Raw genomic sequence first — 21,165 nt, 5'->3', positions numbered from 1 at the left:
GGCGGCGGTAAAGTGCCGCGAAAATACGCTGCCGCGCAGGCGCCTATGGCAGTTCGGGTTCCTTCGCGCCAGGTTCGCGCAGCACCGCCTTGTTGCGCAGGCCGATCCTGTCATGCTCGAACGACTGCGCCAGTTCCTGCCGCGCCTCTTCCTCGATCGAGATCCTCTGCGATTCGTCGCGGAAGTGCGGGAACATGGTATCCAGCGTGGCCAGGTTGTGTTCGCGGAACCTGGTGCGCGCCAGCCGCGCGCTCGCTTCGTCGATGCCCAACTGGCGCATCGCGTGCTCGCCGATGCGCAGCGCCGCTTCGAAGGTTTCCCGCTCCACCAGGTCCACGCCCCTTTCACGCAGTTCGAACAGGTGCGTCACGTTGCGCGCCCGGCCGATCATCTTCAGGTGCGGAAAATGTTCGCGCACCAGGTCCGCCAGCCGCAGGCTCGATTCCATGTCGTCGATCGCGTTGATCAGCAAGATCGCCTTGTCCGCCTCGGCGGCGCGCAGCAGGTCCAGGCGCGTGGCATCGCCGTAGAAGACGCGCAGTCCGAAGCGGCGCAGCATGTCGATCAGGTCCGGGTCGTTGTCCAGCACCGTCATGCGGATGCCGGAAGCGGCCAGCATGCGGCCCGCGATCTGGCCCACGCGGCCGAAGCCGGCGATGATCACGCGCGCGCCATCGGGCTCGATGGTGTCGGCCGGCTTCGGCGGCACCGCGTACATCTTCCGGCTCGCCCATTCGGCCACCGTCATCGCCAGCGGCGTCAGCGCCATCGACACCGCCACCACCAGTACCAGTGTTTCGCGCCACGGCGCCGCGATCACGCCCGCATCCTGCGCCACGGCCAGCACCACGAAGGCGAATTCGCTGCCCTGGGCAAGCAGGCCGGCGAACGGCCATCGCTGTACCGGCGCCACCGGCAGTACCCTGGCCGTCAAGCCAAGCAGCACCATCTTCAGCAGCACGTAGCCGATCGTCAGCACGGCGATGCGCACCGGGGCATCGGCCAGCAGGCCGAAATTGACGGACATGCCGACCGATGTAAAGAACAGCCCCAGCAGCAGGCCCTTGAACGGTTCCAGGTCCGTTTCCAGCGCCTTGCGATATTCCGAGCCGGCCAGCAGCACACCAGCCAGGAAGGCGCCCAGGCCCATCGACAGGTCGGCCAGTTCCATCAGGTGGGCGATGCCGAGCACCAGCAGCAGCGCGAACGCGGTGAAGATCTCGCGCAGGTTGGTGCGGGCGATCAGCCGCAGCGCCGGGCGCATCGCGTAGCGGCCCGCCAGCAGCACGCAGGCCACGGCGCCGATCGCATACAGCCAGTTGAAGGTCGAGGCACCACCGCCGCCCAGCAGCGGGATAACCACCAGGAGCGGGATCGCGGCCATGTCCTGGAACAGCAGGATCGCGAATGCCGCCTTGCCGGCCGGCGTGTTCTCCAGGTGCCGTTCGTTCATGTTCTGCACCGCGATCGCCGTCGACGACAGTGCCAGCGCGGCGCCCGCCACCAGTGCCCCGACCCACGGCATGCCGAGCAGCCAGGCCACCGCGCCGAGCGCGATGCCGCAGGCGGCCATCTGCAGCGCGCCGCCGCCCAGCACCAGCGTGCGCATCGACACCAGCTTGGCCGGCTGCAGCTCGAGCCCGATCAGGAACAGCATCAGCACCACGCCGATCTCCGCCACGTGGCCGATCGCTTCCACGTCGTGGATCAGGGCCAGGCCCCATGGCCCGATGATCGCCCCGCCGATCAGGTAGCCGAGCACGGAGCCGAGGCCGAGGCGCTGCGCCAGCGGGACCAGCAGCACGGCGGTAACGAGGAAGACGATGGGCGTGAGCAGCAGGTCGTGCATGGCGGGCGGATGCAGTTGAAGGTATTGCAATGGTACGTCTTCCTGTCACGGGTCGCAGCGCATTTGCTATGCTGCGGTGTTCAATGAATTTCGGAGTGGAAGATGGTCTCGTTGCAGGAACAACTGATGAAGGCCGGCCTGGTCGACAAGAAAAAGGCCGCCAAGGTCCAGCAGGACAAGAGCAAGCAAAAGAAGGATGAACGGCGCACCGGCACGGTGGCCGAGAACGAAGCGCGCGCGGCCGCGCTGGAAACGCAGCGCCGCAACGCGGAACGGGCGCGCGAACTGAATGCGCAGCGCGATGCGGCGGCGCAGCAGAAGGCGGTCGCGGCGCAGATCACGCAGCTGGTGAAGCAGAATCGCCAGCCCAGGGGCAATGGCGATATCGCCTACAACTTCACCTATGGCACGAAGGTCGAGCGGATCCACGTGTCGGCGGCCGTGCGCGACCACCTCGTGGCCGGGCGGCTGGTCATCGTGGGGCAGGGCGAAACGTTCGAGCTCGTGCCGCGCATCGTGGCGGACAAGATCGCCGAGCGCGACGCGGCGCTGGTGGTACGCGTCAGCAAGCCCGCGGCGCCCGCCGTGGAAGAGGACGATCCCTACGCCGACTACAAGATCCCCGACGATTTCACGTGGTAAGCGCTGAAATCGTGTAATTAAGAAAACGTAGTGTTGCATTTCTGCCGATCGGGCCCGGTTCGGCAATGGATATTGATACTAGGAAACTAGTTGGCTGCTACCATGTAGTTCCGGCTCCCCGGCCACAAGGACATCATGGGTTCGCTTTTTCATCAGATCAGGAAGGCACTGGCGGCGCGCGCGCTGCCAGCGGGCGTATTCGCCGCCGGCCTGGTCCTGTCCGGGTACGCCGGGGTGGCCAGCGTCGAGCATGCCGGGCGGGCGCGCCTGGTCGAGCAGCAGGATGCCGTCGAGGATTACCTGTACCTGTTGCGCCACCGGCTCGACCTGTACGTTGGCGCAAGCCGCGACCTGGCGGCGCTGTTCAGCGCCTCGAACGCGATCGAGGCCGAGGAATTCTCCGGATTCGTGGACGCCAGCGGCGCGCTCGATCGGCTGGACGGGCTTCGCGCCTTTGGCTACGTGCCGCGCGTGCCCGCGGGCGAAGCCGCCGGTTTCGAAGCACAGGCGCAACGCAGGTTCCCCGGTTACCGCATTGTCGAACGCCGTTCGGGCGCGCAGGATTTTTATCCGCTGCTGTATGGCCGGCATGCCTTCGATACCACGCGCATGGATGCGCTGCGCGGACTCGATTTCTCGTCGTTTCCGAAGCGCTGGACAGCGATGCAGGAGGCGGCACGGCTTGGCGAACCCGTGGCGACCGGGCGCATGCCGGCCATGTTCGATCCGCGGCCCGAACCCGTGATCCAGCTGCTCACGCCCGTGCGCATGCCGGGCAGTGGCGCGCCGGCCACGCGGCAGCCGGAACTGAAAGGTTATGTCTTCACGACGCTCTACCTGCAATCGCTGTTTATCGGCTTCGATAACGGCCGCATGGCGCGCCAGTTCGACCTGGTGGCCTACGACGGCGCGGCGACCCCGGGCCACATCCTGTTCGATGCCAATGACATCTTCGCCGCCACCAGTGCCCTGCGCCGGGGGCCGTTCGTCCAGCAGGCGAAGGTGCGCTTCGCCAACCGGACATGGCTGATCCACTTCCATGCCCGGCCCGGCCCGGCCGATGCGCTGCCGTTGCGCGCAGGGGCGCAGGCGGTTTCGATCGGCATCGTCCTGTCGCTGCTGGCGGCATGGGCGATCGCGGCATGGCCCCGCTACCGTGCGCGCCGGCGCGCCATGCACGATTTCAGCGAACGCTTCGCCAGCTTCTTTGAACAGCACCCGTTCGCCGTGTACGCGATCGACAGGCAGCGGCGCTTCCGGCATGCCAACCACCAGATGCTGAAGGAGCTGGGCGTCGAGCGGCACGCGCTGCTCGGCACGCGGGCCGACACCTATGTGGGCATCGAAGACCGCGTCGAGGTGGGGCGGCACCTGGACGAGGCGCTGGCCGGGCAGGTCGTGGCCTACACGACCCGCATCGCCGATGCGGCCGGCCGCATGGTGGACATGTCGATCGTGCTGATCCCGATGAGCACCGGCGACGACGTCACCCACGTGCTGGGCTTTGCCGAGAACATCACCGGACGCAAGGAAGCGGAGCGGGCACTGTATGCATCGCGGCAGATGCTGCAGCTCATCCTCGACAATATTCCGCAAAGCGTGTTCTGGAAAAACGCCGCCAGCGTGTACGAGGGCGGCAACCGGGCACTGCTGGCCGACGCGGGGCTGGACAGCGAGGCGGAGCTGATCGGCAAGACGGATTTCGACCTGCACTGGCGGGACCAGGCGCCGCACTATCACCAGGTCGACGCGGAAGTGATGCGATCCGGCCTCGCGCGCATGCGCATGCAGGCGCTGGATCGCAGCATCGACGGTACCGAGCGGTGGTTCGAGACCAGCAAGATCCCGCTGAAGGATGGGGCGGGCAATGTGACCGGCGTGCTGGCGGTCACCGAGGACATCACGGCGCGCAAGTACATGGAACAGGAGCTGTTCCGCCGCGCCCACCACGATGCGCTGACCGGCTTGCCGAACCGCGGCTTCTTCAACGGCCACCTGGAGCAGGCCGTCGCGCGTGCCCAGCGCCACGGCGCGCTGGCGCTGATGTATTTCGACATCGACCGCTTCAAGGCCATCAACGACACCCATGGCCATGACGTGGGCGACGACGTGATCCGCATGTTCGCCGGCCGCGTGCGCGCCGTGGTGCGGGAGGCCGATTTCGTGGCACGCCTGGGCGGCGACGAATTCGTGCTCGTCGCCGAAGGCCTGCAGGAGGCGCAGGCCGCCACGCTGATCGCGCACAAGATCATCGCGGCGATGGCGCCGCCATTCCAGCTAGGCACCGTTACGCTGCCGGTGACCACCAGCATCGGCATCGCGTCGTTCGAGTCCGGCATGACATCGCGCACGCTGATCCGCGCGGCCGACCAGGCCATGTACGATGCCAAGCGCTCGGGACGGAACTGCTTCCGGCTGGCGCCGCCGGCGCAGGACCGGAGCGCGGCCTAGTCAATCGACGGGCTACGCAGTAACGCGATTAACCTACTTGGTTATTCTAACCTTTTGGGTTATCCTGTATCGATGGAAAAACGCACGCCCAGTTGCAAGCTGACGGTGGTGAAAGCGCTGATCGCAGCCGATAAGGTCAACGCGACCAGAAGCGCGCGCGATAGTGCCAACCTCGTCGGCATCCATGATCTGCGGGGAATGTGCGACGTTGTCATGGGTTTAACGACTACGGACTTCTACAAGAGCATGACAACGCATGCCGATAACCGGGTCTGGCAAGACGTTTACCATTGCAGCACCGCTGATGGCATACCGTTGTACGTAAAGCTGACCGTGATCGACGATGTGCTGATCGTATCCTTCAAGGAGTTGTGAATGAAATATTGCCCAGAATGCGGCACCCCGTCTCCTGTCCATGAAGTTCGCGATGTCTCATACACCTACAAGGGGCGATCCACTGTCATCGAGGGGCTGGAGGGGGATTATTGCGGTGCATGCGGCGAGGCGGTATTCACCCGCAAGGACGGTGACCGTTACAGCACGGCGATTGCGGAGTTCGCCCGCAAGATCAATGGAGAAGTGGTCGACCCGGCCTATATCCTGGCGGTGCGCCAGAAATTGAACCTGGGCCAGCGGGAGGCCGGTGAACTTTTCGGCGGCGGGGTCAACGGTTTCTCGCGGTATGAAACCGGCAAGGCGCGGCCGCATCCCTCGACTCTCAAGCTGCTGCAACTCCTGGATCGTCATCCCGAATTGCTGGCGGAAGTGCGCGTGCTGGCATAACAACTCCCCGCAACCGTCAGACATAAAAAAAGCCCGCGATACGCGGGCACAAGCCGGCGGCACGCCATGGGCGCATGCCGCCAGGGGAACGATGGTTGGCGGTCAGCCGATCACTTCGGCATTACCACCGTGTCGATCACGTGGATCACGCCATTGTCGGCCGCGATATCGGTCTTCACCACGTTGGCCTTGTCGACCATGACCTTGCCGCCCTTGGCGGTCACGGTCAGGCTGGCACCTTCGACCGTCTTCACGGCGCCGGGCTTCACGTCGGCGGCCATCACCTTGCCCGGTACCACGTGGTAGGTCAGCACCTTGGTCAGGGCGGCCTTGTCCTTCAGCAGCGCATCGAGCTTGGCCTTCGGCACCTTGGCGAATGCCGCGTCGGTCGGCGCGAACACGGTAAACGGGCCCGGGCCCTTCAGCGTGTCCACCAGGCCGGCAGCTTCCACCGCGGTAACCAGCGTGTTGAACGTGCCGGCGGACTTGGCGGTATCGACGATATCGGCTGCATGTGCCGCGCTGAAAGCCATGCCGAAAGCTGCTGCGAAGAGGATCTTTTTCATTTTCACGCTCCTTGGGTCGAACTATGATTGAACCGCATTAGTGGCGGCAGGTGACGTAAATTTACGGTTCGCACGATTGAATGTACAGGGCTTGTCGCGTTATCATGGGGACATTACTGGTTCAAGTTCGGTTCAATTATGGAAAATACTACTCAACAAGCTTTGTATCGCAGCGGTGTGGCGGCGCGTCTCGCGGGCTTGAGCGTGGAGACGCTGCGCGTGTGGGAGCGCCGCTACGGCGTGTCGGACACGCTGCGCTCCGAGCGCGGCCAGCGCCTGTACACGGCCGGGCAGGTGCGCCGGCTCGGCCTGCTGAAGCAACTGGTGGACAATGGCCATCCGATCGGCACGCTGGCCACGTTGCCGCTGGAACGACTGGAAGAGCTGGCGGGCGTGCGTGCCGATCACGCCGCCGTGCCACTGGCGCTGGTGCGCGTGGCGCTCGTCGGGGAAACCCTGGCACGGCGGATCGCCGCCACGGGCAATGGCCTGGAAGTGCAGCGGGCCGTGGCGCGCCTCGATGGCGATCTCGCCCCGTTGCAGGGCGCGGCGGTGGACGTGTTGCTGGTGGAGCTGCCCGAGCCCGACGAGACGATGGTGCCGCTGGTGGCCGCGGCGCGCGAGGCGGCAGGCGCCGCGGCGGTGGTGGTGCTGTACCGGTTCTGCGCCAGTGCCACGATCCGCGCGTTGCGCGCGCAGGATTGCATGGTCGTGCGCATGCCGTCGGAGCTGGGTGAACTGGCGCAGCTGTGCCGTGCGGCGCTGGCGGGGCGGCAGTTGCCATCCGTCGACCGCCCTGCCGGCACGGTCCCGGCGGTGCGTTTCGACGAAGCCGCGCTGGCCACGATCACCGCGGCGGGCAACCGCATCGCGTGCGAATGCCCGCGCCACCTGTCCGACCTGCTGCTGATGGTGGGCAGCTTCGAGCGCTACAGCGCGCAATGCGTATCGCGCAGCACGGCCGACGCGCAGCTGCACCGCGAACTGGGCCACGCCGCCGGCCTGGCGCGCAGCGTGCTCGAGACGGCGATGGAGCGGCTCGTGGTGGCGGAAGGCTTGCCGATGCCGGCGCTGATCCCGCGGCGCTGAGTTCCCGGCGCCGATCTCCTGGCGCTGGTCTTCCTCCTGATCCTCGGTGACCTCCCCGGCGCGTGTCGGCTGCGCGCCACTACGTCACCTTACGTATGTCCTTCCGCTTCCCGGTTGGTGATGATGTATGCACAACATCACACAACGAAAGGGATGCGCATGAAAGGATCTTCCACGATCTGCACGGGAGTGCTGCTGGCCTCCACGTTGCTGGGCGTCGCGGACGCCCGGGCGGGCGCCACGATTCCGTTTGGCGAAGACAAGTCCGTCAGCGTGGGATTCGGCATGCGCGGCAGCTACTCGAACGTCGAGAACGGCGCGCCGGACGGCTCGCACGGCAGCGACTTCAACCTGGACAGCGCCCGCATCTTCCTGGGCGCATCGCTGAACAAGAACATCAAGGGCATGTTCAACACCGAGTGGGACGGCGACCGCATCCGCGTGCTCGATGCCGCGGCGCAGTTCGCCATCTCCCCGGAGCTGAACGTGTGGGCCGGCCGGCTGCTGTCGCCGAGCGACCGCGCCAACATGGCCGGGCCGTACTACTCGCTGGGCGGCGGCTACTGGGCCGGCGTGGCGTCGCGCTACGGCTACAACGGCGGCATCTTCCGGGGCCGCGATGACGGCGTCGTCGTCTGGGGCAATGTTGCCGGCGGCAAGCTGGGCTACTCGTTCGGCGCATTCGAAGGCCACACGTTCGGCATCGGCTCGCTGACGGACGACCAGGCCAGGGCAGCCGGGATCAAGGCATCCGACAAGCCCATGTACGCGGGCCGGCTGCAGTACGATTTCTGGGATGCCGAGCCGGGCTACTACGGCACGGGCACCTACCTGGGCAGCAAGGACATTCTCGCCATCGGCCTGGCCGGCCGCCAGCAGAAGGACGGCGTGCTGACCACGGGCGGCATCGGCGACTACCAGTCCTGGAACGTCGACTTCCTGCTCGAGAAGCGCCTCGGCACGGCCGGCGCCGTGTCCGTCGAAGCGGCCTATTACGACTACGACACGGGCGACGTCATCCTTTCCGAGCAGGGCAAGGCCTGGTCGGCCGGCGCCGGCTACATCTTCCCGATCGCCCGCGGCAGCCTGCAACCGTATGTGCGCTACCAGAAATTCGACGCCGACACCGGCATCGACACGCGCCAGGAAGACGTGGGCGTGAACTGGATCCTCGACGGCTACAACGCCCAGATCGGCGCGGTGTACTCGCGCACCAAGGTCACCCGGGGCGAGGACCAGTCGCGCTTCGTCGTCGCCCTCCAGCTCCAGTATTGATTTCCAGTTTCGAGCTCCGCATTGATCACCACCCTTGATCACCACCATCCTTGATGAGGACTACCATGCAAACCCGCCGCCATTTCGTCACCTCCATCGCCGTCGCCGCCGCCCTGTGCGCCGCCGGCCTGCCCGCCCATGCCGCCGACACGATCAAGGTCGGCATCCTGCACTCGCTGTCCGGCACGATGGCGATCTCGGAAACGTCGCTGAAGGATGTTGCCCTGATGACCATCGAGGAGATCAATGCCAAGGGCGGCGTGATGGGCAAGAAGCTCGAAGCCGTCGTCGTCGACCCGGCATCGAACTGGCCGCTGTTCGCCGAAAAGGCGCGCCAGCTCGTTTCCCGGGACAAGGTGGCCGCGGTGTTCGGCTGCTGGACGTCCGTGTCGCGCAAGTCCGTGCTGCCGGTATTCAAGGAAACCAACAGCCTGCTGTTCTACCCGGTGCAGTACGAGGGTGAAGAACTGGAAAAGAACGTGTTCTATACTGGCGCGGCGCCGAACCAGCAGGCGATTCCCGCCGTCGAATACCTGATGAGCAAGGATGGCGGTGGCGCGAAGCGCTTCGTGCTGCTCGGCACCGATTACGTGTACCCGCGCACCACGAACAAGATCCTGCGCGCCTTCCTGAAATCGAAGGGCGTGAAGGACAGCGATATCCAGGAAATCTACACGCCGTTCGGCCACTCGGATTACCAGACCATCGTCGCCAACATCAAGAAATTCGCCGCCGGCGGCAAGACGGCCGTGGTTTCCACGATCAACGGCGACTCCAACGTGCCGTTCTACAAGGAACTGGGCAACGCGGGCCTGAAGGCGACCGACGTGCCGGTGGTGGCGTTCTCGGTGGGCGAGGAAGAACTGCGCGGCGTGGACACGAAGCCGCTGCTGGGCCACCTGGCTGCCTGGAACTACTTTGAATCCGTGAAGAACCCGTCCAACGCCGCGTTCGTCAAGAAGTGGAAAGCGTACGCCACGGCGAAGAAGCTGCCGAACGCCGCCACCGCCGTGACCAACGATCCGATGGAAGCGACCTACGTGGGCATCCACATGTGGGCCCAGGCCGTGGAAAAGGCGAAATCCACCGATACCGACAAGGTGATCGCGGCCATGGCCGGCCAGACGTTCAAGGCGCCTTCCGGTTACACGCTGACGATGGACATGACGAACCACCACCTGCACAAGCCGGTGATGATCGGCGAGATCAAGAGCGACGGGCAGTTCTCGGTGGTGTGGAAAACTAAGGAGCCGGTGCGCGCACAGCCGTGGAGCCCGTTCATCCAGGGGAATGAAGGCAAGCAGAAGCTGTAAGGTCTGCTTCCCCGGCAGCCTTGACGAGACCCACCGGCAAAGGCCGGGGTCGGACCCGGCGGGTCCGACCCCGGGGTTTGCATCCCGGGTGGTTCCTGGCTTTCCCAGCCCCTTTCCGACCGAGACTCCGACATGGCGCACTTCCTCCGAACGATCGCTGCATTGCTGGTGCTGGGCTTCACAGTCCTCTCAGCCCACGCAGCCATCGATCCCACTCTCCTGAAACCCCTGGCGGGCGACGACCCCGATGCCCGCATCGAAGCCGTCGTCCGCCTTGCCGCGCTGGCGAACGACGATGCCCGCAAGGTGCTGCAGGCGCTGAAGGATGACAGCCTGTATGCCACGCCGGAGGGCGACGTGCTTGTCGTTACCGACGACAGCGCATGGAACCCGGCCACGGGCGCCACCGGCCCCATGCCGGACGGGATCGACGGCATTGTCGTCAACAACCGCCTGCGTGGCGCGGTCGATGGCGCGCTGTCCGGCATGGCGCTGCTGTCGCCGGACGTGGCAAAGCGCGACGCCGCCGCGAGAGGCTTGCTGGAGCGCGGTGTGACGCCGGAGCAGTTGCCGCTGGTGACCAGGGCACTGGCCGCCGAGACCGACGCCGGGATCAGGGCCACGCTGCAATCGGCCAAGGCGGTGGCCGACCTGCAATCGCCCGACGTGGCCGTGCGCAAGGCTGCCGTGATCGCCCTGGCCGATACCGGCACCGCATCGTTGCGGCCGCCGTTGCAGGCGATGCTGGAAAAGAACGCCGATGGCAGCTACGCGGAGCCGGACGGCGACCTGCGCCTTGCCGCGGCCAACACGCTGAACGCGATCGATAGCCGCGTGTCGCGCGCCGAGTTCGTCGGCAACCTGTTCTACGGCCTGTCGCTGGGCAGCGTGCTGCTGCTGGCGGCGCTGGGCCTGGCGATCACGTTCGGCCTGATGGGCATCATCAACATGGCGCACGGCGAGCTGCTGATGATCGGCGCCTACACCACTTACCTGGTGCAGGCGGCATTCCGCCAGTACTTCCCCGGCGCGCTGGACTGGTACCTCGCGGCGGCGTTGCCGTGCGCCTTCTTCGTGGCCTTCGCCGTCGGCGTGCTGCTCGAGCGCACCGTGATCCGCTGGCTGTACGGCCGCCCGCTGGAAACGCTGCTGGCCACGTGGGGCATCAGCCTGATCCTGATGCAGGCGGTGCGCACCGTGTTCGGCGCGCAGAACGTGGAAGTGGCGAATCCATCGTGGATGGCCGGCGGCGTGACCGTGCTCGGCTCGCTGGTGCTGCCTTACAGCCGCATCGCGATCATCGTCTTCGCCGGCCTCGTGGTCGCCGCCGTGTGGCTGATCCTCAACAAGACGCGCCTCGGCCTGTTCGTGCGCGCCGTGATGCAGAACCGCCGCATGGCCGATTGCGTGGGCGTGCCCACCAGCCGCATCGACATGATGACGTTCGGCCTGGGATCCGGCATCGCCGGCCTCGGCGGCGTGGCGCTCTCGCAGATCGGCAATGTGGGGCCGGACCTGGGGCAGGCCTACATCATCGACTCGTTCATGGTCGTGGTGCTGGGCGGCGTGGGCCAGCTGGCCGGCACCGTGATCGGCGCGCTGGGGCTGGGCGAAATCAACAAATTCCTGGAACCCGTGGCCGGTGCCGTGCTGGGCAAGATCGCGATCCTTGTCTTCATCATCATCTTCATCCAGCGCCGGCCACAGGGCATGTTCGCGCTGAAGGGAAGGAGCGTCGAATGAAACCCGGTATCACTCCCCGTAAATCTTTGTTCTCGACACGCGCGTGGACCGCGCTGGCCGCCGTCACCGTGGTGGCCGCCATGCTGCCGCTGCTGAACCTCGTGTTCCCGGCCGGGCATGCGCTGCACGTGTCGGGTTACGCGATGGGCCTGGTGGCCAAGTTCATGTGCTTCGCGCTGGCCGCGCTGGCGCTGGACCTGGTGTGGGGCTATACCGGCATCCTGTCGCTGGGCCATGGCCTGTTCTTCGCGCTGGGCGGCTATGCGCACGGCATGTACCTGATGCGCGCGATCGGCCGCGATGGCGTCTACCAGAGCAGCCTGCCGGACTTCATGGTGTTCCTCGACTGGAAGGAATATCCCTGGTACTGGGCCATGACGGACAACTTCTGGTACTGCATGCTGCTGGTGGTGCTGGTGCCGGGCGTGCTGGCCTTCGTGTTCGGCTACTTTGCCTTCCGCTCGCGGATCAAGGGCGTCTACTTCTCGATCATCACCCAGGCGCTTACGTACGCGGCGATGCTGCTGTTCTTCCGCAACGACACCGGCTTCGGCGGGAACAACGGTTTCACAGACTTCAAGCGCATCCTCGGCTTCGACATCACGGCGCCCGGTACCCGCGCGGTGCTCTACATCGTCACGCTGGCCTTCCTCGTCGGCTCCCTGCTGCTGTGCCGGTGGATCGTCACGTCGCGCCTGGGCCGCGTGCTGCAGGGCGTGCGCGATGCGGAATCGCGGCTGATGTTCATCGGCTACGACCCGCTGTGGTTCAAGCTGTTCGTGTGGACCCTGTCGGCCGTGCTGTGCGGGATCGCCGGCGCGCTGTACGTGCCGCAGGTGGGCATCATCAATCCTTCGGAGATGTCGGCGGCCAACTCGATCGAGATGGTGGTGTGGGTGGCGATCGGCGGGCGCGGCACGCTCGTCGGCCCGATCATCGGCGCGTTCACCGTCAACGGCCTGAAAAGCTGGTTCACCGCCACGTTCCCCGACCTGTGGCTGTTCGCCCTGGGCCTGCTGTTCATCCTCGTCACGCTGTTCATGCGCAAGGGCATCCTCGGCCTGTTTGAAAAGCTGCAAGGCATCGGGCGCAAGGTGCCGGTTGAAACGCCGGTCATGGAAAAATCAAAGGAGGCGGCATGACATTGGAAACAAGTACGCTGAAACGGGAAGGACTGGATACCACACACGGCGCGATCCTGTATCTGAACGACATCACCGTGTCGTTCGACGGCTTCCGGGCCATCAACAAGCTCAATCTCGACATCTCGGTGGGCGAGCTGCGCTGCATCATCGGCCCGAACGGTGCCGGCAAGACGACGATGATGGATGTCATCACGGGCAAGACGCGGCCGACGTCCGGCACGGCCTTCTTCGGCCAGAACTACGACCTGGCATCGATGACGGAATACGAGATCGCCCATGCCGGCATCGGCCGCAAGTTCCAGCGCCCCACCGTGTTCGAGCAGCACACGGTGTTCGAGAACCTGGAACTGGCGATGAAGATGGACAAGCGCGTGCGCCCCACGCTGTTTGCCCGGCTCACGTCGGAGCAGGAAGACAGGATAGCCGCCACGCTGCGGCTGATCCGCCTGAACGGCCAGGAAGACCGGCTGGCCGGCCTGCTGTCGCACGGCCAGAAGCAGTGGCTGGAGATCGGCATGCTGCTGATGCAGGAACCGCAGCTGATCCTGCTCGATGAACCAGTGGCCGGCATGAGCGATGCCGAGACGGCCCGCACGGCCGAGCTGTTGAATGAACTGCGCGGCAAGCACTCGATCATGGTCGTCGAACATGACATGGGGTTCGTCACCGAGATCGCCCAGCAGGGCAAGGTCACGGTGCTGCATGAAGGTTCGGTGCTGGCCGAAGGCCGCATGGACCAGGTGCAGGCCGACGAACGCGTGATCGACGTGTATCTTGGACGATAAGCGGGAAGGTAAAGGTAAAACTATGCTGCAGGTCGAACATGTGAACCAGTACTACGGCTCCTCGCACACGCTGCGGGGCGTGTCGCTGGCGGTGGAAAAGGGCCAGTGCATGGCGCTGCTGGGCCGCAACGGCGTCGGCAAGACCACGCTGCTGAAATGCCTGATGGGCGTGCTGCCCGTCGCGCGCGGCAAGGTGAGCTGGAATGGGCGCGACATCACGAAGCTGAAACCCCACCAGCGGGCAAAGGCGGGCATCGCCTACGTGCCGCAGGGCCGCGAGATCTTCGCGAGGCTCACCGTGGAGGAAAACCTGACCATGGGGATGGCCACGCTGTCATCACGCGAGGCTTCCGTCATCAGCGGCGAAGTCTATGAACTGTTCCCGGTGCTGAAGGAAATGAAGCACCGGCGCGGCGGCGACCTGTCCGGCGGGCAGCAGCAGCAGCTGGCGATCGCCCGGGCGATGCTGCAAAAGCCGGGGCTGATCATCCTGGACGAGCCCACCGAAGGCATCCAGCCATCGATCATCAAGGATATCGGGCGCGTGATCCGGATGCTGCGCGAGCGGGGCGATATCGGCATCCTGCTGTGCGAGCAGTATTTCGATTTCGCGCACGAGCTGGCGGACAAGTTCGTCGTCATGTCACGCGGGGAGGTGGTGGCCAGCGGGGATGCGGCCGAGATGGGTGGGGAGCATGTGCGGCGGCACCTGGCGGTGTAAGGCGACCGGCGCGGTGACTCACACTGCTTCCACCACCGCCGGCGAGCTGGCCCGCATCCGGTTCAGCGCCAGCGCGGCGGCGGCCGTGCGCGTCTCCACGCCCAGCTTGTGAAACACGTGTTCCAGGTGCTTGTTGACGGTACGCGGGCTGGTGCCGAGGATGTCGCCGATATCCTTGTTCGTCTTGCCCATCATGACCCAGTGCAGCACCTCGGATTCGCGCTGCGTGAGTTTCAGCAGGGCCATCAGGGCCTGTATCCGCGCGGTATCGGATTCCTCGCGCAGCACGATCATCCATTGCTCGCTGCCGAGATCCGCGGCCGTGAACACGAGCCGCGCGGCGCCGCGGATGACCGTCAGCGGCACGGTCTTGTCACCTGCCAGCCAGGCGCCGAGCACCGGTGGCGTGGCGTCGGCGGGTTCGAAATACTGGCCCATCCACTGCCGCGCCAGCGGTGTCTGCCACACGATCCGGCCGTTGTGCGGCGTGACGGCCAGCATCGCGTTGCCGAACGCATCGAGCGCGCTGCGCGCCTGGTTCATCAGCCGCGCCGTTTGCAGGTGGGCGCCGATGCGCGCCAGCACTTCGCTCTGGCGCACCGGTTTCGTGACATAGTCGGTGCCGCCGGCGTCGAACGCGGCCACCACGTGCTCGGGTTCCGTGAGGCCCGTCATGAAGACGATCGGGATCGCCCGCGTGACCATGTCGGCACGCAGGTGGCGGCACACTTCGAAGCCATCCATGCCGGGCATCACCGCATCGAGCAGGATGATGTCCGGCACGAGGTGCCGGGCGCGTTCCAGCGCGGCCGCGCCATTGTTGGCGACGAGGACGGTAAAACCCGCTTCGTCGAGCGCGTCGTGCAGCACGGCCAGGTTTTCCGGCACGTCGTCGACGATCAATACGACGTGGCTTGCATGGCGGTCAGGTGCTTTGATTGACATGGTGTTCTCCCTGTTCCAGGAATCGTGACATCGCCTCCAGGTCGAAGCGGGCGGCGTGGCCGCGCATCGCCGCGACGAAGGCGTCGTAATCGGGGCCAAGCGCGGCGATGTCGTCCAGCCGGGCGCGGATACCGCGCACGTAGCCAGCGGCGATCTGCCCGCGCAGTGCGTCCAGCTCGGCGGCTGGCGGCAGGCGCATCGGCGGCGGCGGGGCCGGCGGCGCCGAGGCCGGTGCTTGCGCATGCACGATCCATTCGAGCCCGAGACGCCGGCCGATGCGGTCCAGCAGTTCGGCCACATTGACCGGCTTGACGATGAAATCCTCGGTGGCGATGCCGGCCGGATTGTCCAGCGCCTTGTCGTACGCATTGGCCGAGACGATCAGGATCGGCACGGGCGAGCGGTGCTCATGGCGGATGATGCGGCTTGCTTCCCACCCGTCGATGCCGGGCATGGCCAGGTCCATCAGGATCAGGTCCGGCGCCCATGCCCGGTAGCGTTCCAGGCACTCGTGGCCGGATTGGGCCTGCGCCGTTTCAAACCCCAGCGGCGCGAGGATGTTGACCAGCAGTTCGCGGTCGACCTGCTCGTTGTCGACGACGAGGATCCTGCGGCGCGCGCCCGCGTAGCCGACCGGCGCGGGGCCGCGCGCCGTGGCCGGCGTAGCGCCATGCACGCGCGGCAGCCGCAGCAGGATGCGGAACGTGCTGCCGGCGCCAGGCGTGCTGTCGAGCGTGAGCTCGCCGCCCATCATCTGCGTCAGCATCTTGCTGATCGGCAGGCCCAGGCCCGTACCCGGCGCCGCGCCGGGACCATTGGCTGCGCTGCCCCGTGAAAAGGGTTCGAAGATGCGCTCGGCTTCGTCGGGCAGGATGCCGGGCCCCGTGTCTTCGATGTGGAACGTGGCGAGGTCGCGTGCGTGGCGCACGCGGAACGTGACGGTGCCGTGCCCCGTGAATTTCACGGCGTTGCCGAGGATGTTGATGAGGATCTGGCCCAGCCGCTTGCGGTCGGCGCGCACGACGAGCGGCAATTCTCCTGCCGGCTCATAACGGAACACCAGGCCCTTGGCGGCCGCCTGCTGCTCGAACATGCGCACGAGCTGGCCGATGAAATCATGGAAATCGAGCGCGCGGATATCGAAGCTGAACTTGCCGCCTTCAATGCGGGCGATGTCCAGCGTGCCCTCGATCAGCGACAGCAGGTGTTCGCCGCTGCCGCGGATGACGCGGATCGCCCCCTGCCGGTGCGCGGGCATCGCGGGATCGTTGTCCAGCAGCTGCGCGTAGCCGAGGATGCTGTTCAGCGGCGTGCGGATCTCGTGGCTGATGCCGGCGATGTAGCGGCTCTTGGCCTGGTTCGCCGCGTCGGCCTGCTTTTTCGCCAGCTGCAGCGCGGCGTCCGTGCGGCCATGCAGTTCGATCTCGCGTTGCAGCAAGCTCGTTTGCCGGTTCGATTCTTCCTGGGCCACGCGCCGGCTGGCGCCCGTGAGCACGAGCCACCACGCGACGATGCCGCTGACCAGCAACAGCGCCGCGAAGATCTTCAGGTAGGCCAGCCGCAGTGCCGGCAGCAGCGAGGCGCCGGCCACGCCCAGCGCGTTCTCCTCGTGCACGTACAACAGGCCGAGCAGGGCGCCGGTGAACAGCACCGTCACCACCATCAGCACCAGGTAGTGACCGAGGCCGCTCGTCATGTAGGGCCACATCGATGCCGGCAGCAGCTTTTTCATTGCGCCTTCCCACTGGTGCGCGAAACGCGCGTGCGGCTTGCAGGCATCGTCGCAGCGGGCATCGAGGCAGCAGCACAGCGAGCAGATCGGCCCCTGGTAGGCGGGGCAGTGCGCCATGTCTTCCGTCTCGTATTCCTTTTCGCAGATGCAGCATACCTTTGTCACCGCGTCGCCCCAACCGTGCGCAGGGCGTGACAGGTAATAGCGGCCACCCGTGGCCCAGGCGATCAGCGGCGATGCGACAAGCGCGGTGCCGAGCGCGATGAAGGCGGAAAAAGCCTGCGCCTGCGCGCCGAACAGGCCCGTGAAAGCCGCGACGGACAGCACGGATGCCAGCACCATCGCGCCCACGCCGACCGGGTTGATGTCGTACAGGTAGGCGCGGCGAAACTCGATGCCCGGCGGGGACAGGCCCAGCGGCTTGTTGACGACGAGATCCGCCACGACGGCCGTGATCCACGCGATGGCGATGTTCGAATACAGGCCGAGCACCTGGTCCAGGGCCTGGAACACGTCGAGTTCCATCAGCAGTACGGCGATCAGCGCGTTGAACACGGCCCACACCACGCGGCCCGGGTGGCTGTGCGTGAGACGCGCGAAGAAGTTCGACCAGGCCAGCGAACCGGCGTAGGCGTTGGTCATGTTGATCTTCACCTGCGAGATGATGACGAACAGCGCGGTGGCCAGCACGGCCAGTGTGGGGTTGGCGAACACTTCGGAAAAGCCCGCGAGGTACATGCGGTTCGGGTTCACCGCCTCGGCCAGCGATGCGCCGCCCTTGATCGCCAGCAGTGCAAGCAGGGCGCCGCCCAGCATTTTCAGCATGCCGAGCACGATCCACCCTGGCCCGGCGGCCAGCACGCCCAGGTGCCAGCGCCAGCGGTTTTCCCTAGTCTGCTCCGGCATGAAGCGCAGGAAGTCGACCTGTTCGCCGATCTGCGTGATCAGCGCCACGCCCACGGCCGTGGCGGCACCGAACATCAGCATGTTGAAGCCGCCGTTGGCGGGCGATTGCCCGGTGAAGTGCGCGAGTTCGCCCATGAGTTCGGGCTGCTTGTGCAGGATGGCGATGAACGGCAGCGCCAGCAGCACCAGCCAGACGGGCTGGCTGATCATCTGGATGCGGCTGATCAGCGTGACCCCATGCGTGACGAGCGGGATCACGACGAGCGCGCTGGCCAGGTAGCCGAGATACAGCGGCAGGTGGAAATACAGCTCCAGCGCATAGGCCATGATCGCCGCTTCCAGCGCGAACAGGATGAACGTGAACGATGCGTAGACGAACGATGAAATGGTCGAGCCGATGTAGCCGAAACCGGCGCCGCGCGTGAGCAGGTCCATGTCCACGCCGTGGCGGGCCGCGTAGTAGCTGATCGGCAGGCCGGTGAGAAAAATGATCAGGCCCACGGTGAGGATCGCCCAGAACGCGTTCACAAAGCCGTAGTTGACGGCGATGGTGCCGCCGATCGCTTCGAGCACGAGGAACGAGATCGCGCCGAACGCCGTGTTCGACACGCGGAACACCGACCACTTGCGGAACGACCGTGGCGTGTAGCGCAACGCGTAATCCTCGATCGTTTCGTTCGCTACCCACGTGTTGTAGTCGCGGCGGATCTTGATGATGCGCTGTGGCGGCTCGCTTTCCGCATGCGTGCTCTGTTTTGGTGCGGCAGTCGTCATCGTGGCAGTATCGGTGCCCCAATTTAGGGCGGCAGGAAGGCTGCGCGCCGGGATGGCGCGCGGGGCGGTACGCATAACTATCTGATATGCAAGAACTTTGCCCGCTCAGCCGTTGCATGATTCGAGTCACTATTCAATTGAAATTAGCGCTACCACGAGCGTAGAATGGCCGACCGCCATTCAAAAAAGTTCTCGTGGGAAAAGTCAATGTTTAGAAAGAATCCCATCCTGCACGAGCTGGCAACCCGGCCGTTGCAACGCTTTTCCTGGGCCGGGCCCTATGCGATCCTGCTGCGCATGCTGATCATTGGCCTGGCCGTGCTGTCGCTATCGCGCATCGGCCTGATGGCCTGGCAGTGGCCGCGCGTGGTCGCCGAAGGCATTCCCGTGCAGATGTTGCTGCAAGGCGTCCGTGCCGACCTGATCCTGCTTGGCTACCTGCTGGCGATCCCTTTGCTGCTGGCACCGCTGCTGGCCTACCGCCCGCTGGCCGCACTGTGGCGCGGTGTGACATTGACATGGGCAACGGTGGCGCTGGTATTCGTCGTGTTCATGGAACTGTCCACGCCGCAGTTCGTGATGCAGTACGACGTGCGCCCGAACCGCCTGTTCGTCGAATACCTGTCCGATCCCGTCGAGGTGTGCGCCACGTTGTGGAACGGCTTTCGCACCGCCGTGCTGCTCGGCATGGCGGGCACGGTGGTGCTGGGCGTGGCGATCCACCGCCTGCTGCGGGCGGGCGCTGCAGGCATCACGATGTGGCGGGCCAGGAAACTGCTGCTGACGTGGCCGCTGATCGTGCTGGCCGTCGTCATGCAGATCCGCTCCACCACCGCGCACCGCCCGGCCAACGCGGCGCTGTTCGCGCTGACGAGCGATGCAATGGTCAATTCGCTGATCATCAATTCGCCGTGGTCGGTGCTGGAAGGCGTGGCATCGATGATGGAGGAGAAAACCTCGTCGGAAATCTATGGCGACATGGACCGCGGCCGCGTGCTGGCTGAAGTAAGGTCGGTGCCATGGCTGCGGGGCTACCAGTTCAAGGATCCGGCGCTGCCTACGCTACATGTCCAGGAGCCGGCGATCCGCCGCGAACGGCCGTTGAACCTGGTGATCGTGCTGGAGGAGAGCCTGGGTGCCACATTCGTGGCATCGCTGGGCGGCCTGCCGCTGACGCCCGAGCTGGAAAAGCTCAAGGGCGAAGGCTGGTGGTTCGAGCAGTTGTATGCGACCGGTACCCGCTCGGTGCGCGGCATCGAGGCGGTGGTGGCGGGCTATGCGCCCACGCCCGCGCGCAGCGTGGTCAAGCTGTCGCTGTCGCAAACGAATTTCTACACGCTGGCGGCCGGGCTGGGGCAGCAGGGCTATCACACGGAATTCGTCTACGGCGGCGAGGCGCATTTCGACAATATGCGCAGCTTCTTTACGGGTAACGGCTTCCAGAAGATCGTCGACCGCAAGCAGATGAAGCCGAAATTCACGGGCAGCTGGGGCGCATCCGACGAAGACCTGTTCGACAAGTCGCTCGAGCGCCTGAACGTGCTGCATGCGCAGGGCAAGCCATTCTTCAGCCTGATCTTCACGTCGTCGAACCACGAGCCGTTCGAGTACCCGGACGGCAAAATCGCCCGGCACGATGCCGACAAGCAGACGGTCAACAATGCCGTCAAATACGCCGACTTCGCGCTCGGCAAGTTCATCGCCGCCGCGAAGCGGGAAGACTACTGGAAGGATACGGTGTTCCTGATCGTGGCCGACCATGACAACCGCGTGTACGGCAACGCCCTCGTGCCGGTCAAGAAGTTCCACATCCCCGGCCTCATCCTGGGCGCGGACATCACGCCGAAGCGCATCACCACGATGGCCAGCCAGGTCGACCTGGGCCCCACGCTGCTGTCGCTGATGGGTGTGGCCAGCGAGCACCCGATGATTGGTCGCGACCTGGTGCGCGACAGCACGTCGCCGGGGCGTGCGCTCCTGCAGTTCAACAATTACTTTGCCTACCTGGAAGGCAGCAGCGCCACGATCCTGCGCCCCTCCGGCAGCCCGCTGCTGGGCCGTTACGATACCGCTACCGGGGCGTTCGACAGCGATGCCGGCACGCCGACGAAGGCCCAGGTGGACCAGGCGATGGCGCACGTGATGCTGCCTTCGCTGATGTACCGTGAAGGGCTGTACCGGCTGCCGCCGCCAGGCGTGTTGGCTAGATAGGTACAGCGCGTTCGACCGGGTACCGGTACCGGCCGGCGCGACGATTCACCGCGGACACGCGGCACTGGGGCGAGGCCGGCAGGAGAGGCCGACGCAAGGATAACCGTGGGAGTGGCAGGTCGGAGGCGCTGGCGTTGGCGGTGGCCCGGGCATCGGCATCGGCATCGGTTTAGGGTACAAGGCCAATCCCGATGCTGACTGCCAGCGCTAATCTGCACAAAGCCAGGATGACAGG

General features: G+C 65.6%; 16 protein-coding genes. 12 read left to right on the top strand and 4 right to left on the bottom strand.

Annotated features, from left to right (window positions below):
* Positions 1–43: 43 nt before the first annotated feature.
* Positions 44–1,879 carry a glutathione-regulated potassium-efflux system protein KefC gene (kefC, locus tag EWM63_RS09530; protein WP_307720845.1) on the bottom strand — a complete coding sequence of 612 codons (1,836 nt, stop codon included), beginning with the start codon at positions 1,877–1,879 and terminating at the stop codon, positions 44–46.
* Between the two features lie 72 nt (positions 1,880–1,951).
* Here kefC and EWM63_RS09525 point away from each other — a divergent pair, with 72 nt between their 5' ends.
* The 4 genes from EWM63_RS09525 (at position 1,952) to EWM63_RS09510 (ending at position 5,725) form a co-directional block, all read left to right on the top strand.
* Positions 1,952–2,491, top strand: coding sequence for a DUF2058 domain-containing protein (locus tag EWM63_RS09525; protein WP_130186303.1), 540 nt, complete (start codon positions 1,952–1,954; stop codon positions 2,489–2,491).
* Positions 2,492–2,626: 135 nt separating this feature from the next.
* Positions 2,627–4,942, top strand: a complete 2,316-nt coding sequence (locus EWM63_RS09520; RefSeq protein ID WP_130186302.1) for a sensor domain-containing diguanylate cyclase — start codon at positions 2,627–2,629, stop codon at positions 4,940–4,942.
* 72 nt (positions 4,943–5,014) lie between these two features.
* On the top strand, positions 5,015–5,317 hold the full coding sequence (locus EWM63_RS09515; RefSeq protein WP_130186301.1) for a type II toxin-antitoxin system MqsR family toxin: 303 nt from the start codon (positions 5,015–5,017) through the stop codon (positions 5,315–5,317).
* Positions 5,318–5,725, top strand: a complete 408-nt coding sequence (locus tag EWM63_RS09510) for a type II TA system antitoxin MqsA family protein (protein WP_130186300.1) — start codon at positions 5,318–5,320, stop codon at positions 5,723–5,725.
* 110 nt (positions 5,726–5,835) lie between these two features.
* Here the strand turns inward: EWM63_RS09510 and EWM63_RS09505 are convergent, their stop codons facing one another.
* Positions 5,836–6,291: a fasciclin domain-containing protein gene (locus tag EWM63_RS09505; RefSeq protein WP_130186299.1), complete on the bottom strand. Its 456-nt coding sequence runs from the start codon at positions 6,289–6,291 to the stop codon at positions 5,836–5,838.
* A gap of 177 nt (positions 6,292–6,468) precedes the next feature.
* Between EWM63_RS09505 and EWM63_RS09500 the strand changes: the two genes are divergently transcribed.
* The 7 genes from EWM63_RS09500 to urtE all read left to right on the top strand — a co-directional run bounded on the left by EWM63_RS09500 (position 6,469) and on the right by urtE (position 14,362).
* Positions 6,469–7,380 carry a MerR family transcriptional regulator gene (locus EWM63_RS09500; RefSeq protein ID WP_229487831.1) on the top strand — a complete coding sequence of 304 codons (912 nt, stop codon included), beginning with the start codon at positions 6,469–6,471 and terminating at the stop codon, positions 7,378–7,380.
* Positions 7,381–7,539: 159 nt separating this feature from the next.
* Positions 7,540–8,655 carry a porin gene (locus tag EWM63_RS09495; RefSeq protein WP_229487830.1) on the top strand — a complete coding sequence of 372 codons (1,116 nt, stop codon included), beginning with the start codon at positions 7,540–7,542 and terminating at the stop codon, positions 8,653–8,655.
* A 65-nt stretch (positions 8,656–8,720) separates the two neighbouring features.
* Entirely contained in the window at positions 8,721–9,968 is a 1,248-nt protein-coding gene (urtA, locus tag EWM63_RS09490) for an urea ABC transporter substrate-binding protein (protein ID WP_130186297.1), read from the top strand.
* A gap of 132 nt (positions 9,969–10,100) precedes the next feature.
* Positions 10,101–11,711 (top strand): urea ABC transporter permease subunit UrtB, encoded by a 1,611-nt coding sequence (gene urtB, locus EWM63_RS09485; RefSeq protein WP_130186296.1) that lies wholly within the window; start codon positions 10,101–10,103, stop codon positions 11,709–11,711.
* On the top strand, positions 11,708–12,853 hold the full coding sequence (gene urtC / locus EWM63_RS09480; RefSeq protein ID WP_130186295.1) for an urea ABC transporter permease subunit UrtC: 1,146 nt from the start codon (positions 11,708–11,710) through the stop codon (positions 12,851–12,853). The genes urtB and urtC overlap by 4 nt, the downstream gene beginning before the upstream one ends.
* Positions 12,850–13,641 carry an urea ABC transporter ATP-binding protein UrtD gene (gene urtD / locus EWM63_RS09475; RefSeq protein WP_130186294.1) on the top strand — a complete coding sequence of 264 codons (792 nt, stop codon included), beginning with the start codon at positions 12,850–12,852 and terminating at the stop codon, positions 13,639–13,641. Before urtC ends, urtD begins: the two co-directional genes overlap by 4 nt.
* Positions 13,642–13,663: 22 nt before the next feature.
* On the top strand, positions 13,664–14,362 hold the full coding sequence (gene urtE / locus EWM63_RS09470) for an urea ABC transporter ATP-binding subunit UrtE (RefSeq protein WP_130186293.1): 699 nt from the start codon (positions 13,664–13,666) through the stop codon (positions 14,360–14,362).
* A gap of 18 nt (positions 14,363–14,380) precedes the next feature.
* Here urtE and EWM63_RS09465 read toward each other — a convergent pair whose 3' ends face one another.
* Both EWM63_RS09465 and EWM63_RS09460 read right to left on the bottom strand, forming a co-directional pair.
* Positions 14,381–15,307 (bottom strand): response regulator transcription factor, encoded by a 927-nt coding sequence (locus tag EWM63_RS09465; RefSeq protein WP_130186292.1) that lies wholly within the window; start codon positions 15,305–15,307, stop codon positions 14,381–14,383.
* The gene (locus EWM63_RS09460) at positions 15,288–18,719 is read right to left on the bottom strand and encodes a hybrid sensor histidine kinase/response regulator (protein WP_130186291.1); all 3,432 of its coding nucleotides are present in this window, start codon (positions 18,717–18,719) and stop codon (positions 15,288–15,290) included. Before EWM63_RS09460 ends, EWM63_RS09465 begins: the two co-directional genes overlap by 20 nt.
* Before the next feature lie 207 nt (positions 18,720–18,926).
* Here EWM63_RS09460 and EWM63_RS09455 point away from each other — a divergent pair, with 207 nt between their 5' ends.
* A complete protein-coding gene (locus tag EWM63_RS09455) occupies positions 18,927–20,930 on the top strand; it encodes an LTA synthase family protein (RefSeq protein ID WP_229487829.1) in 2,004 nt (667 codons plus the stop codon).
* The last annotated feature ends 235 nt before the right edge of the window (positions 20,931–21,165 follow it).

The organism is Pseudoduganella lutea (assembly GCF_004209755.1).
GTDB lineage: Bacteria > Pseudomonadota > Gammaproteobacteria > Burkholderiales > Burkholderiaceae_D > Rugamonas > Rugamonas lutea.
The sequence above is the reverse complement of the archived record's forward strand: the minus strand, read 5'-3'. Positions and strand labels throughout refer to the sequence as shown.

Coding starts and splice junctions, on each gene's coding strand:
- EWM63_RS09520 (WP_130186302.1), top strand. CDS start 2,627: ATGGGTTCGCTTTTTCATCAGATCAGGAAGGCACTGGCGGCGCGCGCG.
- EWM63_RS09510 (WP_130186300.1), top strand. CDS start 5,318: ATGAAATATTGCCCAGAATGCGGCACCCCGTCTCCTGTCCATGAAGTT.
- EWM63_RS09495 (WP_229487830.1), top strand. CDS start 7,540: ATGAAAGGATCTTCCACGATCTGCACGGGAGTGCTGCTGGCCTCCACG.
- urtA (WP_130186297.1), top strand. CDS start 8,721: ATGCAAACCCGCCGCCATTTCGTCACCTCCATCGCCGTCGCCGCCGCC.
- urtD (WP_130186294.1), top strand. CDS start 12,850: ATGACATTGGAAACAAGTACGCTGAAACGGGAAGGACTGGATACCACA.
- urtE (WP_130186293.1), top strand. CDS start 13,664: ATGCTGCAGGTCGAACATGTGAACCAGTACTACGGCTCCTCGCACACG.
- EWM63_RS09505 (WP_130186299.1), bottom strand. CDS start 6,291: ATGAAAAAGATCCTCTTCGCAGCAGCTTTCGGCATGGCTTTCAGCGCG.
- EWM63_RS09455 (WP_229487829.1), top strand. CDS start 18,927: ATGTTTAGAAAGAATCCCATCCTGCACGAGCTGGCAACCCGGCCGTTG.
- urtB (WP_130186296.1), top strand. CDS start 10,101: ATGGCGCACTTCCTCCGAACGATCGCTGCATTGCTGGTGCTGGGCTTC.
- EWM63_RS09515 (WP_130186301.1), top strand. CDS start 5,015: ATGGAAAAACGCACGCCCAGTTGCAAGCTGACGGTGGTGAAAGCGCTG.
- EWM63_RS09465 (WP_130186292.1), bottom strand. CDS start 15,307: ATGTCAATCAAAGCACCTGACCGCCATGCAAGCCACGTCGTATTGATC.
- EWM63_RS09525 (WP_130186303.1), top strand. CDS start 1,952: ATGGTCTCGTTGCAGGAACAACTGATGAAGGCCGGCCTGGTCGACAAG.
- EWM63_RS09460 (WP_130186291.1), bottom strand. CDS start 18,719: ATGACGACTGCCGCACCAAAACAGAGCACGCATGCGGAAAGCGAGCCG.
- urtC (WP_130186295.1), top strand. CDS start 11,708: ATGAAACCCGGTATCACTCCCCGTAAATCTTTGTTCTCGACACGCGCG.